This is a genomic window from Aeromonas sp. sif2416, assembly GCF_019218665.1.
Classification (GTDB): Bacteria; Pseudomonadota; Gammaproteobacteria; order Enterobacterales; family Aeromonadaceae; genus Aeromonas; species Aeromonas encheleia.
Genome location: NZ_JAHUXC010000008.1, coordinates 152,255 through 168,978, shown reverse-complemented (window position 1 = coordinate 168,978; position 16,724 = coordinate 152,255). Strand labels below are relative to the sequence as shown.

Sequence of the window (16,724 nt, the reverse complement as noted above, 5' to 3'; positions counted from 1 at the left end):
GGCTCCTGCACATACTATCCTTGTGATATTATCTACCAAACATTATTGGAAGGCGAGCAGGTCAGTCAGGATGCCGAGAATGAGTCTGGATATGGTGGTGCTGCGGTTGAACGAGGAGCGGCTCGAGCTGCTCCTCGAGACCCGCGATCGCCCCCCCTTTGCCCATAGCTGGCAGTTGCCCGCGCTGCGCATCGACGAGACGCGGGACCGGGATCTGGACGCCGCCCGCCATCGCCTGCTGGCGGAGTGGGGGCTGGGCCACTGCTACAGCGAGCAGGTCTGCACCCTCGGCAATCTGGAGCGGGATCCCCGCGGCTGGTCCACCACCCTGGTCTACCTGTGCCTGGTCGAGCCTGAGGTGGAGGCGGTGCGCGGCTGCTGGCATCCGCTCTCTGTCTTGCCGGGCCTCGGCCTCGCCTTCGACCACGGCCAGCTGATCGCCAAGGGGCTGGAGCGGCTGCGCATCAAGAGCCGCTACAGCACCCTGCCACTGCAACTGCTTGGTCCCGAGTTCACCCTCTCCGAGGTGCAGCGCGCCTTCGAGGTCATCCTGCAGACTCCGATGAACACGGCGGCGTTTCGCAAGCGCATCCATCGCGCCGATATCCTGGTGGATACCGGCCGCAAGCGCACCGGCAAGCAGCGCCCCGCCATCCTCTACCGGCTGGAGAGCCCCTGCTGCGTGATGTTCGATCAGGTGATGAACGGAGCCGAAGCATGAACCATAAACCGCTACGCGTGCTGGTCAGCGCCTGCCTGCTCGGGCAGCCGGTGCGGTATGACGGTCAGAGCAAGGGGATCCTCAGCGACTGGCTGAGCTCGCTGGGGGCCGAGGGGCGCACCCTGGCCTTCTGCCCCGAGGTGGCTGGTGGCCTGCCGACCCCGCGCCCGCCCGCCGAGCGGCAGGGGGAGTTGGTGGTGACTCAGTCTGGGCTGGACGTGACCGCCGAATTCGATCGCGGTGCCGAACTGGCGTTGCGGCTCTGCCAGAGCCAGGGGATCCGCTTCGCGCTGCTCAAGGAGGGGAGTCCCTCCTGTGGCAGCGGCCGCATCTACAACGGCCGCTTCGAGGGAGTTTCGATGGCGGGTGAGGGCAAGACCACGGCCCTGCTGCGGCGCCACGGCATCAGAGTCTTCTCGGAGGATCAGCTGCCCGAGCTGGCCTCGGCGCTCACCTCGGCGACCACCGCCTCGACCTGAGCCGCCGCATCGGTCTCCTGCCACTGCGCCAGCACCCTGTCTTTCTCCTGCCAGCGCTGGTTCAGCCACTGCTGGAAGCCCCGCTTGAACTGCTTGTCGTTGAAGTAATCCCCCACCAGCGGCTCATCGACGGGCAGCTCCTCGATGCGCACCCGAATGCGCTTCATCCGCCCCATCAGGAAGTCCTTGAACGGGGTCTCGGCGTTGTCCGGATAGCTGATGGTGACGTTGATCAGGCTGTCGAACTGCTCCCCCATGGCGGCCAGGGTGAAGGCCAGCCCCGCCGCCTTGGGCGGCATCAGGTGACGGTAGGCTGAGCGCACCGCATCCCGCTTGGACTCGGTGAAACGGGTGCCTTCCACGAAGTTGATGACGGTGGTGGGGATGTGGCGAAACTTCTCGCAGGCGTTGCGGGTGGTCTCTATGTCCTTGCCGCGCAGGTGCGGGTTGCGCAGCAGGAATGCCCGCGAGTAGCGGCGCATGAAGGGCATGTCCAGCCCCCAGCAGGCCAATCCCATCAGCGGGATGTAGATCAGCTCGTGCTTCATGAAGAACTTGGGCACCGGCAGCCGGTCCCTGAACAGATGGCCCAGCACCACTATGTCGGTCCAGCTCAGGTGGTTGCTGACGATCAGATACCAGCCATCCTTGCGCAACCGGGTGTCGTCTTCGATCTGCCACTCGATGCGGGTGGTGAGGCGGATCACCAGGGCGTTGCAGCTCAGCCAGAAGCGCATGATGCCGTTGTTGATCCGGCTGCAGGCGTGGCTGAGGCCCGGGATCGGCAGCAGCTTGATCAGCGACACCAGCAGGATCAGGCTGGAGACCAGGATGATGAACAATATGGTCAGGCTGGCGCTGATGAGCAGCACCAGCGGGCCGGGAAGAAAGGTGAGCATGGGTGTCGTTTACTGTGTCTCGTCCGCCAGCAGTTGGCTCAGGGTCTGATCCTTCTCGTGCCAGATCCCGTTCAACCACTGTTGAAACTCTTGTTGGAACTCGGGGTCATTGAAGTAATCCCCCACCAGATTGCGTTCGATCGGCAGATAGCGCACCCGAACCTTGATTTCCCTGACCCGCCCGCACATGAAGTCCCAGTAACTGGGGATGCCGCCCGGATAGGCGATGGTCACATCCACCAGCTGGTGCAGTTGATCCCCCATGGCCGCCAGGGTAAAGGCGACCCCGCCTGCCCTCGGGTGCAGCAGATGGCGATAGGGGGCGGCCTGCTTGTCATGCTTGTGGGCGGTGAAGCGGGTGCCCTCCACGAAGTTCATCACGCTCACCGGAATGTGGCGGAACTTGGCACAGGCCTTACGGGTTGTTTCTATGTCCTTTCCCTTCAGATGAGGGCGTTTTTCCAGAAACTTTCGGGAATAACGTCGCATGAAGGGGAAATCCAGCGCCCACCAGGCCAGACCGAGAAAAGGTACCCAAATCAGTTCTTTCTTGAGGAAAAACTTCAGGAAGGGGATTTTCTGATTAAAAATTCGCTGCAATACCAGTATGTCGACCCAGGATTGATGGTTGGCAATCACCATATACCACTCATTCCGGCGCCCTTTGTCCACTCCGACCACCTCAAAAGTGGTTCTGATGATGACTTTCTGGATCAGATTGTTGAAACCTATCCAGCAGCTGGCGCAGCCATCCAGCAGGGCGTTGCAGAGGGTACGCCAGCCCCTGATCGGCAGCAGCAGCTTGACCAGGCCGAGCAGCAGTATGGGGACAAACCAGAACAGGGTATTGAGGAAATAGAGCAGGGTCGAGAGGCTGCCGCGCAGTCGCTCTATCAGCTTGTTTTGCATGAATCGAGTCCGTCTTCTTGCTTGTGGATGACCACCAAGTGGTCAGATCTGTGGCCATAATATCAGCCGATGGCGCGCTAAACCATGTCTGACAGCCATGGACCACATAGGACTCACTTTTCCATAATCCCAGTCATTCAGCCGCTGCGCAGGCGGGAGAGCAGCCGATCCATGGCCCTGTAGCCGAGCGCCTCGATCAGGTGTTCCTTCTCGATGGCGGGCCGGCCTGCCAGATCCGCTATGGTGCGCGACACCCTCAGTATGCGGTGCCAGGCCCGGATGCTGAGCCCCAGCTTCTGGATGGCGCTCTCCAGAAACTCGGCATCTTGCGGCGATAGTCGGCAAATATCTTCGATCTCGCGGCTATCCAGCAGGTTATTGAGCTTGCCATTGCGGCTCAGCATCCGCTCCCGCGCCGCCAGCACCCGCTCCCGGATCTGACGGCTGGATTCACCGCGCTCCGCCTTGCCGGTAAGGCTGCCCTTGGGCAGCAGCGGCACCTCCACCGTCAGATCGAAGCGATCCAGGAAAGGGCCGGAGAGCTTGCCGAGATAGCGCAGGATCTGATCCGGGCTGGAGCGGGTCTGGCCGTCCCCATAGTGGCCACAAGGGCTGGGATTCATGGCGCCCACCAGCTGGAAGCGGGCGGGAAAGTCCACCTGGCGCGCGGCCCGGCTGATGGTGATGTGGCCGGTCTCCAGCGGCTCGCGCAGGGAGTCGAGCACCTTGCGCTCGAACTCCGGCAGCTCGTCGAGAAACAGCACTCCGTTGTGGGCCAGCGAGATCTCGCCGGGTCTCGGGTGGCTGCCACCCCCCACCAGGGCCACCGCCGAGGCGCTGTGATGGGGCGTGCGATAGGGCCTGTGATGCCAGTGGCCGACCCGGGGAGTGAGTCCGCCGATGGAGTGGATGGCGGCGGTCTGCTGCGCCTCCTGCTCGCTCAGCGGCGGCAGTATGCCGGGCAGGCGGCTCGCCAGCATGCTCTTGCCGGTGCCGGGGGGGCCTATGAACAGCAGATTGTGGCTGCCGGCGGCGGCGATCTCCAGCGCCCGCTTGGCCTGGGACTGGCCGATCACGTCCTGCAGATCCGGCACGTCGGGCAGTGTCTCCGTGCTCTGGGGCTCCGGCAGCGGCAGCTCATACTGGCCCGCCAGCCAGGCGGTCACCGCCAGCAGCTGGTGGGCGGTACGCACCTCCGCATCCTGGATGAGGGAGGCCTCGGGGCCGTTTTCCCGCGGCACCAGCAGGGTGCGGCCCGCATCGCGGCAGGCGAGCACGGCGGGCAAGACCCCGAGCACGGGGCGGATCTCGCCGGTCAGGGCTAGCTCCCCCAAAAATTCATGATCAAGCAGGTATTTTGCCGGTATCTGCTTGGAAGCGGCGAGAATGCCGATGGCGATGGCCAGATCGAAACGGCCCCCCTCCTTGGGCAGGTCGGCGGGGGCCAGGTTGACCGTGATGTGCTTGCTCGGGAACTCGAAGTTGCCGTTGAGCAGGGCGCTGCGCACCCTATCCCGCGACTCCTTCACCGAAGTTTCCGGTAATCCCACCATGTTGAAGGCGGGCAGCCCGTTGGATAAATGGACTTCCACCGTGACTTGCGGCGCCGCGATCCCCAGGCTGGCACGGCTATAAACCACAGCTAATGACATAAATCCCGTCCTTGGTTTGATGTATGTGCTGGTTAACCGTTTTTTATTAGTTTTTTGTGCCAGTCAGAGGCCGTCGGCGCGCTTGAAATCAGAGTCTTGTCAGCTAAAAAACGCTTGCCCAATAAAAATCACCGTGCTAGTTCTAATAGCCATTCGCGGTGCAAACCGCCCCTATTTCACAGGATTTCCGGTTGTAACTATGAACATGGCCTCCCGTTTCGTCAGCATTATTGTGGTCCTAGTGGTGATTATTATCTCACCGCTCGGGGCTCGTTTAGCTGCACGGAACAAGGGATAGACCCACCACCGGACAGAACGAAACAAGCGACCCCCGAGCCTCACGGCTCGGGGGTTTTTTTTCGACCAAAGGACAGGATTTCCACATGAACGGCGCGCAGTTTTTGGTACAGGCTCTCAAGAAACAGGGTGTGACCCAGGTGTTTGGTTACCCGGGCGGGGCCATCATGCCGGTCTACGATGCCCTGTATGACGGTGGTCTGGCCCATCAGCTCTGCCGCCACGAGCAGGGTGCCGCCATGGCGGCGGTGGGCTATGCCCGCGCCTCCGGCCGGGTGGGGGTCTGCATCGCCACCTCGGGCCCGGGCGCCACCAATCTGGTGACCGGGCTGGCGGAGGCGCTGCTCGACTCGGTGCCGCTGGTGGCCATCAGCGGCCAGGTAGCCTGCGCCGCCGTGGGCACCGATGCCTTCCAGGAGGTGGACGTGCTCGGCATGTCGCTCTCCTGCACCAAGCACTCCTTCATGGTCACCGACCCCGCCGATCTGGGGCGGGTGCTGGCCGAAGCCTTCGCCATCGCTACCGAAGGCCGCCCCGGTCCTGTGCTCATCGATTTCCCCAAGGATATCCAGCTGGCCGCCGTGCCCACCCTGAGCCCGCTGTTTGCGGTGGCGGAGCCGGAGGCCCTCAACCCGGCCGAGATCGGCGCCGCCCGCGCCCTGCTGGCGGCCGCCGAGCGCCCCGTGCTCTACGTCGGGGGTGGGGTCGGCATGGCCAATGCCGAGGCCGAGCTGCGCGAGTTTGCCGCCACCAGCGGCATGCCGGCGGTCACCACCCTCAAGGGGATAGGGGCGCTGGATCCCGACAGCCCCGTCTATCTCGGCATGCTCGGCATGCACGGCACCAAGGCCGCCAACTACGCGGTGCAGCAGTGTGATCTGCTGCTGGTGGTGGGCGCCCGTTTCGATGATCGGGTGACCGGCAAGCTGGACGAGTTCGCCCCCCACGCCAGGGTGGTCCACCTGGACGTGGACGCCGCCGAGTTCGGCAAGCGCCGCGCCGCCGAAGTGGGCATCACCACGGATCTGAGGCTGGTGCTGCCGGCGCTGGCCATGGCCCTCGACATCGCCCCCTGGCGTGAGCACTGCGCCGCCATGGCACGGGAATATGCGTTTCGCTACGACCATCCCGGCCAACCCATCTATGCCCCGGCCCTGCTCAAGCAGCTGTCCGAGCGCCTGCCCAAGAGCAGCGTGGTGGCCTGCGACGTGGGCCAGCACCAGATGTGGGTGGCCCAGCACATGCGTTTCACCAGCCCGCGCAACCATCTCTCCAGCGCCGGCCTCGGCACCATGGGCTTCGGCCTGCCCGCCGCCATCGGCGCCAAGATGTCGCGGCCGGATGACGAGGTGGTGCTGGTGAGCGGTGACGGCTCCTTCATGATGAACGTGCAGGAGCTCGGCACCATACGCCGCGCCCAGCTCAAGGTGAAAATGGTGCTGATCGACAACCAGCGTCTCGGCATGGTGCGCCAGTGGCAGGAGCTGTTCTTCGACGGCCGCTACAGCGAGACCATACTCTCGGACAACCCGGACTTCATCGCCCTGGCCGCCGCGTTCGGCATCCCCGGCGAGACCATCAGCTGCAAGGCGGAGATAGCGCCGGCGCTGGGCCGTCTGCTGGCGAGCGAGAGCGCCTACCTGCTGCATGTCGCGATTTCAGAGGAAGAAAACGTCTGGCCCCTGGTGCCACCAGGAGTCGCCAACCACAAGATGATGGAGCAACGCCCATGAACCAGCACACATTGCATATTCACGCCCAGCCGAGACCCGAAGTGATGGAACGGGTGCTGCGGGTGGTGCGCCACCGCGGCTTCGCGCTCTGCGCCCTCAATATGGAGCAGGATTGCCAACAGCTGCGGATCACGGTTACTGTCGAGTCGGTGCGTCCCATCCAGCAGTTGTGGAGCCAGCTGGTCAAGCTGGTGGACGTCTCCCGGGTCGATGCACTGGAACAGCAGCCCCGGATCAGCGCTTAAGGAGCAAAGCCAATGTCACAGCCTTCCCATCCTCAATACATCTGGTTCAACGGCAAACTGGTGCCCTGGCAAGATGCCCAGGTCCACGTCATGAGCCACGCACTGCACTACGGCTCCTCGGTGTTCGAGGGGGTGCGTGCCTACGACACCCCCAAGGGGACCTGCATCTTCCGCCTGCAGGAGCACACCCGTCGCCTGTTCGACTCCGCCAAGATCTACTGGATGGACGTGCCCTACAGCGAGGCCGAGGTGAATGACGCCTGCCGCACCGTGGTGCGCGAGAACGGCCTCAAGAGCGGCTATCTGCGCCCGCTGGCCTTTGTCGGCAACGTGGGGCTTGGGCTGCATCCGCCGCTGGATGCCAAGGCGGATCTCATGGTCGCCGCGCTGCCCTGGGGCGCCTACCTCGGTGAGGAGGGGCTCAAAAACGGGGTGGATGTGTGCGTCACCTCCTGGAGCCGGCTCGCGCCCAACACCATCCCCACCGGTGCCAAGGCCGGCGGCAACTATCTCTCATCCCAGCTGATCAGCCGGGAGGCCAAGCGCAACGGCTTCGCCGAGGGGCTGGCGCTGGACGTGAACGGCTATCTGAGCGAGGGGGCCGGGGAGAACCTGTTCCTGGTGAAGAACGGTGTGCTGTTCACCCCGCCCGCCACCGCCGCCATCCTGCCCGGCATCACCCGCGACACCATAATGACGCTGGCCAAAGATCTGGGTTATGAGGTGCGTGAGCAGGCGCTGCCGCGCGAAGCCCTGTATGTGGCAGACGAGATATTTATGACCGGCACCGCCGCCGAGGTGACCCCGGTGCGATCGGTGGATCGGATGAAAGTCGGGGCCGGGAGCCGTGGCCCCGTGACCGAGCGGCTGCAAAATGCCTTCTTCGGCCTGTTCAACGGCCAGACCGAGGACAAGTGGGGTTGGCTGACCCCGGTCAACGACTGATTGAAGGAGCGAGCGGGCAATCCGTCGCCCGCTCTCAGACAAGAGCCGGTTGTGGCAAGGGCAGGTCCCTTGCCACAACCGATTTGCAGTGACAGTTTTGCATCACTAATTTGCCCAACCGGGCTCATGTATTCAGGGAGTAGAGACAATGCCGAAGTTGAGATCCGCCACCACCACCCACGGACGTAACATGGCCGGGGCCCGTGCCCTCTGGCGCGCCACCGGCATGACCGACCAGGATTTCGGCAAGCCCATCATCGCCGTGGTCAACTCCTTCACCCAGTTCGTGCCCGGTCACGTGCACCTCAAGGATCTCGGCCAGCTGGTGGCCCGGGAGATCGAGGCGGCCGGTGGCGTCGCCAAGGAATTCAACACCATAGCCGTGGATGACGGCATCGCCATGGGCCACGGCGGCATGCTCTATTCGCTGCCCTCCCGCGAATTGATCGCCGACTCCGTGGAGTACATGGTCAACGCCCACTGCGCCGACGCCATGGTCTGCATCTCCAACTGCGACAAGATCACCCCGGGGATGCTGATGGCCGCCTTGCGCATCAACATCCCGGTGATCTTCGTCTCCGGCGGCCCCATGGAGGCGGGCAAGACCAAGCTGTCGGATCAGATCATCAAGCTGGATCTGGTGGACGCCATGATCCAGGGTGCCGATCCCAAGGTGTCCGACGCCCAGAGCGATCAGATAGAGCGCAGCGCCTGTCCCACCTGCGGCTCCTGCTCCGGCATGTTCACCGCCAACTCCATGAACTGTCTGACCGAGGCCCTGGGCCTCTCCCAGCCGGGCAACGGCTCCATGCTGGCGACTCACTCCGATCGGGAGCAGCTGTTCAAGCTGGCCGGTCAGCGCATCGTCGCTTTGGCCAACCGCTACTACCTGCAGGATGACGAGAGCGCCCTGCCGCGCAACATCGCCACCAAGGCGGCGTTCGAGAACGCCATGGCGCTGGACATCGCCATGGGCGGCTCCACCAATACCGTGCTGCACCTGCTGGCGGCGGCCCAGGAGGCCGGGGTGGACTTCACCATGACCGACATCGATCGCATGTCCCGCCGGGTGCCCCAGCTGTGCAAGGTCGCGCCTTCCACCCAGAAGTACCACATGGAAGACGTGCACCGCGCCGGTGGCGTGGTCGCCATCCTGGGCCAGCTGGAGAAGGCCGGGCTGGTGCACGGCGATACCCGCAACGTGCTCGGCACCAGCTTGCACGAGCTGCTGGAGCAGTACGACGTCAGCCGCTGTGATGACAAGGCGGTGCACGACTTCTACCGCGCCGGCCCGGCCGGGATCCGCACCACCAAGGCGTTCAGCCAGAGCTGCCGCTGGCCCGAGCTGGACCTGGACCGCGCCGAGGGCTGCATCCGCTCGCTGGACAACGCCTACAGCCTGGAAGGCGGCCTGGCCGTGCTCTCCGGTAACCTCGCCCTGAACGGCGCCATCGTCAAGACCGCCGGGGTGGATGAAGAGAACCTCTGCTTCCGCGGCCCGGCCCGGGTGTTCGAGAGCCAGGACACGGCGGTGGCCGGCATCCTGGATGGCACTGTGCAGGCCGGTGAGGTGGTGGTGATCCGCTACGAAGGGCCCAAGGGTGGCCCCGGTATGCAGGAGATGCTCTACCCCACCACCTATCTCAAATCCATGGGGCTCGGCAAGGCGTGCGCACTGATCACCGACGGCCGCTTCTCCGGCGGCACCTCGGGCCTCTCCATCGGTCACGTCTCCCCCGAGGCGGCCTCCGGCGGCACCATAGGCCTGGTGGAAGATGGCGACATCATCAACATCAACATCCCGGCCCGCAGCATGGTGCTGGAAGTCGCCGACAGCGTGCTGGCCACGCGCCGCGCCGCCGTCGAGGCCCGTGGCTGGAAGCCGCTGAACCGTCAGCGTCAGGTCTCCTATGCCCTGCGTGCCTACGCCATGCTCGCCACCAGCGCCGACAAGGGCGCGGTGCGCGACCTCAGCAAGCTGGAGGAGTGACCATGAAAGTGATGACACATCATTCATGCAAAGTGCTGCTCGCCTCCTCCTGCGCCGACAAGGGATTGGTGTGGCGCGATCTCAGCAAGCTGGAGGAATAGGACATGGTTTCAGCGGCAGATTATCTACGCAAGGTGTTGCTCTCCCCCGTCTACGAGGCGGCGCGGGTGACGCCTCTGCAGACCCTCAAGAAGCTCTCCGAGCGGCTCGGCAACCAGGTCTCCCTCAAGCGGGAAGACTTGCAGCCGGTGCACTCCTTCAAGCTGCGCGGTGCCTATCACAAGATCGCCACCCTGACCCAGGAGCAGAAGGATCACGGTGTCATCGCCGCCTCTGCTGGCAACCACGCCCAGGGGGTGGCGCTGTCGGCGGCCAAGCTCGGCATCAAGGCCATCATAGTGATGCCCAAGACCACACCGGACATCAAGATCGATGCGGTGCGCCGGCTGGGCGGCAACGTCATGCTGTTTGGCAACAGCTTCGACGAGGCCTACGGCGAGAGTCGCCGCCTCGCCGAACTGGAGGGCTACACCCTGATACCGCCGTTCGACGACGTTGAGGTGATCGCGGGCCAGGGCACCATCGGCAAGGAGCTACTGGAGCAGGACACCCACCTCACCCACGTGTTCGTGCCGGTGGGGGGCGGCGGCCTGGCCGCCGGGGTGGCGGTCTACATCAAGCAGCTGCTGCCGGACGTGAAGGTGATCGGGGTTGAAGCCGAGGGTTCCGCCTGCCTCAAGGCCGCGCTGGCGGCCGGCGAGCCGGTCAACCTGGAGCGGGTCTCGCTGTTTGCGGACGGGGTGGCGGTCAGGCGCATCGGCGAGGAGACCTTCCGCCTGTGCAACCAGTATCTGGACGAGGTGGTGACCGTCTCCAACGACCAGATCTGCGCCGCCTTGAAGGACATCTTCGACGACTGCCGCGCCATCGCCGAGCCGTCGGGTGCACTGTCGCTGGCGGGGCTCAAGGCCTACAGCGAGCGGGAGCAGGTCAAGGGCGGCCGGATGGCGGCCATACTGTCCGGCGCCAACGTCAACTTCCACAGCCTGCGCTACGTGTCGGAGCGCTGCGAGATCGGCGAGAAGCGCGAGGGCATGCTGGCGGTGAGCATCCCCGAGCGCAAGGGGGCCTTCCTCGACTTCTGCCGCCAGCTCGGGCCACGCATGGTGACCGAGTTCAACTATCGCTACGCGGATGCCGTGCAGGCCTCGCTGTTCGTGTCGGTGCGCCTCACCGGCGGCGACGAGGAGCTCGGCCAGATCATCGATCAACTTGGTGGCAACGGTTACCCCGTGGTCAACATGACAGAGAGCGAGCTGGCCAAGAACCACGTGCGCTACATGATTGGCGGCCGCCCGGCCCGGCCCCTCGGTGAACGGCTCTACAGCTTCAAGTTTCCGGAGCAACCGGGCGCTCTGATGCGCTTCCTGGAGACCCTCGGCTGTCGCTGGAACATCAGCCTGTTCCACTACCGCAACCACGGTGCCGACTATGGACGGGTGCTCTGTGCCTTCGAGCTGCCGGACGAGGACGTGGCCGCCTTCCACGACTACCTGCACGAGATTGGCTACGGCTGGAAGGAGGTGAGCGACGATCCCGCCTACCGGCTGTTCCTGGCGAGTGGCGATGAACGCATGAAGTGATTAAAAAGAGGGAAGTATCAACTTCCCTCTTTTATATTTTCACGAGAGCACTTTTTCAGATGTGCGCCGAGTTGGTAGATTGAATAGCTTGATAGAGGCGATGACTATTAGTGCCCCCATAATAGTTGTTGTTGTAATTTCAGTATCGAAAGCAATGAAATCAAAGAGCATGGTTAATATTGGCACCAGATAGAAGAGGACGCTGACCTTGCTTGCCGAGTTTCTCTGGATCATATAGAACAACAGTAATACGGCCCCGGTGGAAACGACCACTATCATCCATGATAAGGAGAAGACGAAGTTTGGGGTCCAGTTCACATGCCATCCGATAACGAGGGAAGTGGCTACGAAGACGATGGAGGCACAACCATTCTGGATCATGCCTGACTCCAGTGGCGTTATGGGGATCGTCTTCTGGCAGAGAGAACCTATGCTGATTGCCATTACCGAGAGGAGCGCAAAGATAACACCCAAGGGAGTGACATGACTGACATCTTTGGCTCCAAAGATCGCAAGTCCCAGGCCTGAGAAGCCGATCATAAGAATCAGTAGTTTATAGGGTGATGCCTTATCTCCACCGAGCAATATGGTCAGAATGGGTTGCAAACCGAGGACGATGGAGACCAGACCCGGCGAGAGTTCATAACGAATGGACAAGAAATAAAAGGCTTGGTAGAAGACTTGCAACAGGAGGCCTGTTACCACCACTCTGGCAAGTATGCTTGGTGTTAATTTTGTTTTACTCTTTATTTTAAAACAGAGATAGATCATCCCCATCAGTAGAAATGCACCTGTAGCCCTAAGGGTCAGGAAGGACCACACAGATGCGTTCTCCAATCCCATCTTGACGAAGATGGCACCACTACTCCACATCAATAAAAATAAAATAGGAGCTAATCGTTCCAGATAGTTCATGTGTCCAGGTGCCTGTTATCGATTCATGGTGTAATACAGTTTCACCGCTGAGTGAGTCATATTTATTCTGCGGTCTTGGGCGCGTACGAGGCACGGAACCAATCACTAGACATTTATTGGTATTTGTCTTTGGCAGGCGTATCCCATCAAATGCCCCTTGTCATAAATACATCGAGACATTCCTATGCGGATAACATCATTATTATTTGGATGTTATCCGAACGATTGATGGGGGTCAAACGGATTTGATTATGGTCTGGCATATGCAATGCAGCCATGATCAAAGGACGACAGGGTACTGGGCGAATGGGGTCTATTTCCTTGAATATCAGGAAGAAGGCCGCCTTGGTCTCAGAATGTAAGCGAGCTCACACTCCCGAGAGTTTTGTCATTTGAGGCTAGTGACAGATGGGATAATCTCAGTGTGAGGCTTGGGTTCTGGGCCTCGTCAGGGAAGAGAGACGCCAGCGCGTCATAACAATTCATTGCAGGGGCTCATCCATGAACAAATCTACGCTCGCCGTCCTGATCGGCGGTCTGATGGCTACGGGGGCGCTGCAGGCCGCGCCGCAAGACAACACCTGGTATGCCGGTGGCAAGGCCGGTTGGTCCAATTTTTACGGGGTGGATTACGACGATCAGGTCAAGGAGGTGCTCGATACCTTCGATCCCGGCCAGGATCACAGCGATCTCGGCCTTGGCGCCTTCGTGGGCTATCAGGTCAACAGGAATGTGGCCGTCGAGCTGGGGTATGACTGGCTCGGCAAGTATCAGGTCGATCAGCGCTTCAGCAGCAACGGGGTCGAGGCGGGACTGGATGGGGAGGCCAAGGCGCAGATGATCCAGGCCACCATGAAGATCGGCTTCCCGGCGACCGAGACCCTGGACATCTATGGCCGGCTGGGGGGCGCCTATGCCTGGACCGATAGCTCCATCAGCGCCTGGGCCAACGATGGCACCAGCAACCTCACCGAGTCGGGTGGCGGCAAGTATCACGGCGCCGCCTTCGTCGGCGCACTCGGTCTGGAATATGCCATCGACAAGGATTGGTCCGCCCGCCTCGAATACCAGTACACCACTCCGCTCGGCAAGACCTCGCTCGATGAGTCCGGCATAGAGCTGGACAACGGCCTGCTGGCGGTCGGCATGGTCTATCACTTCAACCAGATCGGCGACGAACCCGTGGCCCCGACCCCACCCCCCGCCGCTGTCGTGGCGCCCGTGCTGGTCGAGAAGCAGTTCAGCCTGAACTCGGACGTATTGTTCGAGTTCAACAAGGCGACCCTGAGACCCGAGGCGAGCCAGGCGCTGGATAGCCTGTTCGCCCAGATAGTGGCCGCCAACCCGAAAGACGGGGTCGCGACCGTGATCGGTCATACCGACAGGCTGGGGTCCGACGCCTACAACCAGTCCCTGTCTGAGCAACGTGCCCGCAGCGTGGCCGACTATCTGGTCGCCAAGGGACTGTTTGCCGACAAGGTGCGGGCAGAGGGGCGCGGAGAGTCGTCCCCGGTGACCGGGGGCAGCTGTGGCGAGCAGTCGAGGCAGGCGCTGATCGCCTGTCTGGCGCCGGATCGCCGGGTCGAGGTGCGGCTGGAGGGGGTCTCCCAGCCCGCGCAATAAGGGGCTGCTGCAGATACAACAAGGGGGCGCAGGCCCCCTTGTTGTATCTGTCGGTTCGCCCGCACCTGGTTCAACTTAGTTCAACTCGGTGGGGTCTATATCCAGGCTCCAGCGCACCTTCTTGGTCTCGGGCCAGCCGTCCAGCTCCTTGACCGCCCAATCCAGCAGCTGCGCCAAGGGGGCCCGGTTAGGCCCCTGCACCAGCAGTTGCATCCTGAACTTGCCCGCCTTGCGCTCCATGAAGCCGCTGATGGGCCCCAGCACCTGCACATGGGGATACTGGGCGCTGCGCAGAGTCTCGGCGAGCCGGCCGAGGAACAGCTGCACCTCGTCGCGGCCGTTGGCCTCGGCCCGGAACAGCCCCTGATAGCTGAACGGCGGCAGCCCCAGCAGGCGGCGCTCTTTCAGCGCGGTGTCGGCGAAGTGACCGTAGCCGTTCTGGGTCAGATCCTGCAGCAGGGCGTGCTCAGGGTGGTGGCTCTGCAGCACCACCAGCCCTGGTTTGCTGGCACGACCGGCGCGGCCGGCCACCTGGGTGTAGAGTTGGGCCAGCTTCTCGGCGGCGCGAAAATCGGCGCTGAACAGGGCGCCATCCACGTCCAGCAGGCCGACTAGAGTCACATCCGGGAAGTGGTGGCCCTTGGCCAGCATCTGGGTGCCGATCAGGATCTTGTACTTGCCCGCCTTGATGTCGCCGAGATGGGTCTCCAGCTCGCCTTTACGGCGGGTGTTGTCCCGGTCGATACGGACCACAGGGTACTGGGGGAAAACGGTGGTGAGCAGCTGCTCAAGCTGTTCTGTGCCGACCCCGGAACCGATCAGCTCGTTGCTGCCGCACTCCGGGCAGTGGTGGGGCAGCGGGCGTATGCTGTCGCAGTGGTGGCAGTGCAGCCGGCGCCCGGCCTGATGCCAGGTGTACCAAGCGTCGCAGCGTTCGCAGGCGGCGCTCCAGCCGCACTGGTGGCAGATAAGCGACGGGGCATAGCCGCGGCGGTTGAGAAACAGCATCACCTGGTTGCCGGCCGCCAGGTGCTCCGCCATCAGCTGCTCCAGCTGGGGGGAGAGCCCGGCCTGCAGCCGCACGCTCTTGATGTCGAGGATCACCTGGCGGGCGGTCTGGGCGTTGCCGGCGCGCCGCGTCAGGCTGAGGTGGTGATACTTGCCGCTCTTGGCGTTGTGCAGCGTCTCCAGCGAGGGGGTGGCCGAGCCGAGCAGGATGGGGATGCCGGCGCGATGGGCCCGCATCACCGCGAGATCCCGGGCGTGGTAGCGGAAACCGTCCTGCTGCTTGAAGGAGCCGTCGTGCTCCTCGTCGATGATGATGATGCCGAGATCCTTGAACGGGGTGAACACCGCGGAGCGGGTGCCGATCAGGATGGCGGCGCCGCCATCGCGGCAGGCGAGCCAGGCATCGAGCCGCTCCCGATCGTTCATGGCGGAGTTCATCGCCACCACGGGCACCTGGAAGCGGCGCCGGAAGCGGTTGATGGTCTGGGGGGTGAGGCCTATCTCCGGCACCATCACCAGCGCCTGCTTGCCCGCCCTGAGCAGGGGCTCGAGGATGCTTAAGTACACCTCGGTCTTGCCGGAGCCGGTGATGCCGTCCAGCAGGAAGGCGCCGAACTGGTCGCCCTGACTGGTGATGGCGGAGACCGCCAGCGCCTGCTCGCCGTTGAGGCGCAGCCCCTCACCCGCCTCGAACCGGCTCGCCCAGTCCCCCTCATGACTCGGCTCCAGGCTGCGTCTCTCCAGCAGCCCCTTCTTCTCCAGCGCGGTGAGCGCCGCACTCTGGATCTCCTCCTGCTTGAGCGCGGAGGGGGTCTGCGGCCCCTTGCGCAGCAGGGCCAGGGCCTGCTGCTGCTTGGCGGCGCGCTTGAGCTCGTTGAGATCGATCGCCATCCCGGCTTCGGTGGCAAACCAGAACTCCAGCTCCCGGTAGGCGGCGGGCTCGCCCTTGCGCACCAGCGCCGGCAGGGCGTGGGGCAGCACCTCGCCCAGCGGATGCTGGTAGTAGTTGGCACTCCACTCCATCAACGCCAGTATGTCCGGGCCCAGCACAGGCGCGCTGTCCAGCACCCGTTTGATGGGTTTGAGCTTGGCGCGGGGCACCTGACTCTCGCCAGGATGGGCCACCACCAGGCCGACCAGGGTCTGGGGGCCGAAGGGGATCTCGACCCGACAACCGGGCGCAGGCAGGGGCAAGGGGGAGAGATAGTCGAAATGACGGCGTAAGGGTACCGGCACAGCGACACGAACCAGATCAAGCGTTTGCGATGAATCCACCAGGGGTTGCCTATTTTTTCTGCGAAGCCACTTGCCTGAACTCAGGCATTTCCTATATTATTCGCAGCCTTTGAAACTGTGTTCAACAATCGTGTGGTGTCCGACAAGAGATCGGATGGCGACACGGCCTGATAATCGAGGTTGTCCATGAAAGCTAATATCCATCCTGAGTACGTCGCCATCACCGCCAAGTGCTCTTGCGGTAACGTCATCAACACTTTCTCTACCCTGGGTAAAGATCTGAGCCTGGACGTGTGTTCCGCGTGCCACCCGTTCTATACCGGCAAGCAGAAAGAAGTTTCTAGCGGCGGCCGCGTAGACAAGTTCAACAAGCGTTTCGGTGGTCTGACTGCCAAGAAGTAATCTTACTTCTGAAGAATTCTGAAAAAG

14 protein-coding genes are annotated in these 16,724 nt (G+C 62.8%); 9 read left to right on the top strand and 5 right to left on the bottom strand.

The window, feature by feature from the left end; genetic code table 11:
- Positions 1–70: 70 nt before the first annotated feature.
- Both KW821_RS15590 and KW821_RS15585 read left to right on the top strand, forming a co-directional pair.
- Positions 71–721 (top strand): DNA mismatch repair protein MutT, encoded by a 651-nt coding sequence (locus KW821_RS15590; protein ID WP_042654438.1) that lies wholly within the window; start codon positions 71–73, stop codon positions 719–721.
- Complete coding sequence (locus tag KW821_RS15585) at positions 718–1,200, top strand: DUF523 domain-containing protein (protein ID WP_218292081.1); 483 nt, start codon at positions 718–720, stop codon at positions 1,198–1,200. The genes KW821_RS15590 and KW821_RS15585 overlap by 4 nt, the downstream gene beginning before the upstream one ends.
- Here KW821_RS15585 and KW821_RS15580 read toward each other — a convergent pair.
- From KW821_RS15580 to KW821_RS15570, 3 genes are all read right to left on the bottom strand, one after another.
- On the bottom strand, positions 1,146–2,099 hold the full coding sequence (locus KW821_RS15580; protein WP_218292080.1) for an acyltransferase: 954 nt from the start codon (positions 2,097–2,099) through the stop codon (positions 1,146–1,148). The two genes, KW821_RS15585 and KW821_RS15580, sit on opposite strands and share 55 nt — an antisense overlap.
- Positions 2,100–2,108: 9 nt before the next feature.
- Positions 2,109–3,008 carry an acyltransferase gene (locus KW821_RS15575; RefSeq protein ID WP_033129035.1) on the bottom strand — a complete coding sequence of 300 codons (900 nt, stop codon included), beginning with the start codon at positions 3,006–3,008 and terminating at the stop codon, positions 2,109–2,111.
- A 137-nt stretch (positions 3,009–3,145) separates the two neighbouring features.
- A complete protein-coding gene (locus KW821_RS15570; RefSeq protein ID WP_218292079.1) occupies positions 3,146–4,660 on the bottom strand; it encodes a YifB family Mg chelatase-like AAA ATPase in 1,515 nt (504 codons plus the stop codon).
- Between the two features lie 383 nt (positions 4,661–5,043).
- On the opposite strand from KW821_RS15570, the gene ilvG reads away from it, so the two are divergent.
- The 5 genes from ilvG to ilvA all read left to right on the top strand — a co-directional run bounded on the left by ilvG (position 5,044) and on the right by ilvA (position 11,513).
- Positions 5,044–6,690: an acetolactate synthase 2 catalytic subunit gene (gene ilvG / locus KW821_RS15565; protein WP_218292078.1), complete on the top strand. Its 1,647-nt coding sequence runs from the start codon at positions 5,044–5,046 to the stop codon at positions 6,688–6,690.
- A complete protein-coding gene (gene ilvM, locus KW821_RS15560; protein ID WP_033129032.1) occupies positions 6,687–6,935 on the top strand; it encodes an acetolactate synthase 2 small subunit in 249 nt (82 codons plus the stop codon). Before ilvG ends, ilvM begins: the two co-directional genes overlap by 4 nt.
- Before the next feature lie 12 nt (positions 6,936–6,947).
- Positions 6,948–7,880 (top strand): branched-chain amino acid transaminase, encoded by a 933-nt coding sequence (locus tag KW821_RS15555; protein WP_218292077.1) that lies wholly within the window; start codon positions 6,948–6,950, stop codon positions 7,878–7,880.
- 148 nt (positions 7,881–8,028) lie between these two features.
- Entirely contained in the window at positions 8,029–9,870 is a 1,842-nt protein-coding gene (gene ilvD / locus KW821_RS15550; RefSeq protein WP_218292076.1) for a dihydroxy-acid dehydratase, read from the top strand.
- Positions 9,871–9,974: 104 nt separating this feature from the next.
- Positions 9,975–11,513, top strand: coding sequence for a threonine ammonia-lyase, biosynthetic (ilvA, locus tag KW821_RS15545; RefSeq protein ID WP_218292075.1), 1,539 nt, complete (start codon positions 9,975–9,977; stop codon positions 11,511–11,513).
- A gap of 39 nt (positions 11,514–11,552) precedes the next feature.
- Here ilvA and KW821_RS15540 read toward each other — a convergent pair whose 3' ends face one another.
- Positions 11,553–12,428 carry a DMT family transporter gene (locus tag KW821_RS15540; RefSeq protein WP_218292074.1) on the bottom strand — a complete coding sequence of 292 codons (876 nt, stop codon included), beginning with the start codon at positions 12,426–12,428 and terminating at the stop codon, positions 11,553–11,555.
- A 501-nt stretch (positions 12,429–12,929) separates the two neighbouring features.
- On the opposite strand from KW821_RS15540, the gene ompA reads away from it, so the two are divergent.
- On the top strand, positions 12,930–14,051 hold the full coding sequence (gene ompA, locus KW821_RS15535) for a porin OmpA (RefSeq protein ID WP_218292073.1): 1,122 nt from the start codon (positions 12,930–12,932) through the stop codon (positions 14,049–14,051).
- Positions 14,052–14,126: 75 nt separating this feature from the next.
- Here the strand turns inward: ompA and priA are convergent, their stop codons facing one another.
- The gene (gene priA / locus KW821_RS15530) at positions 14,127–16,334 is read right to left on the bottom strand and encodes a primosomal protein N' (protein WP_218292072.1); all 2,208 of its coding nucleotides are present in this window, start codon (positions 16,332–16,334) and stop codon (positions 14,127–14,129) included.
- A gap of 147 nt (positions 16,335–16,481) precedes the next feature.
- Here priA and rpmE point away from each other — a divergent pair, with 147 nt between their 5' ends.
- Positions 16,482–16,697: a 50S ribosomal protein L31 gene (gene rpmE, locus KW821_RS15525; RefSeq protein WP_042654428.1), complete on the top strand. Its 216-nt coding sequence runs from the start codon at positions 16,482–16,484 to the stop codon at positions 16,695–16,697.
- Positions 16,698–16,724 lie beyond the last annotated feature (27 nt).

Bases quoted from the DNA above. Each gene is read 5' to 3' on its own strand.
- ilvD (WP_218292076.1), top strand. From the start codon at position 8,029: ATGCCGAAGTTGAGATCCGCCACCACCACCCACGGACGTAACATGGCC.
- KW821_RS15585 (WP_218292081.1), top strand. From the start codon at position 718: ATGAACCATAAACCGCTACGCGTGCTGGTCAGCGCCTGCCTGCTCGGG.
- rpmE (WP_042654428.1), top strand. From the start codon at position 16,482: ATGAAAGCTAATATCCATCCTGAGTACGTCGCCATCACCGCCAAGTGC.
- KW821_RS15590 (WP_042654438.1), top strand. From the start codon at position 71: ATGCCGAGAATGAGTCTGGATATGGTGGTGCTGCGGTTGAACGAGGAG.
- KW821_RS15580 (WP_218292080.1), bottom strand. From the start codon at position 2,099: ATGCTCACCTTTCTTCCCGGCCCGCTGGTGCTGCTCATCAGCGCCAGC.
- KW821_RS15575 (WP_033129035.1), bottom strand. From the start codon at position 3,008: ATGCAAAACAAGCTGATAGAGCGACTGCGCGGCAGCCTCTCGACCCTG.
- ompA (WP_218292073.1), top strand. From the start codon at position 12,930: ATGAACAAATCTACGCTCGCCGTCCTGATCGGCGGTCTGATGGCTACG.
- KW821_RS15570 (WP_218292079.1), bottom strand. From the start codon at position 4,660: ATGTCATTAGCTGTGGTTTATAGCCGTGCCAGCCTGGGGATCGCGGCG.
- ilvA (WP_218292075.1), top strand. From the start codon at position 9,975: ATGGTTTCAGCGGCAGATTATCTACGCAAGGTGTTGCTCTCCCCCGTC.
- KW821_RS15555 (WP_218292077.1), top strand. From the start codon at position 6,948: ATGTCACAGCCTTCCCATCCTCAATACATCTGGTTCAACGGCAAACTG.
- ilvM (WP_033129032.1), top strand. From the start codon at position 6,687: ATGAACCAGCACACATTGCATATTCACGCCCAGCCGAGACCCGAAGTG.
- ilvG (WP_218292078.1), top strand. From the start codon at position 5,044: ATGAACGGCGCGCAGTTTTTGGTACAGGCTCTCAAGAAACAGGGTGTG.
- KW821_RS15540 (WP_218292074.1), bottom strand. From the start codon at position 12,428: ATGAACTATCTGGAACGATTAGCTCCTATTTTATTTTTATTGATGTGG.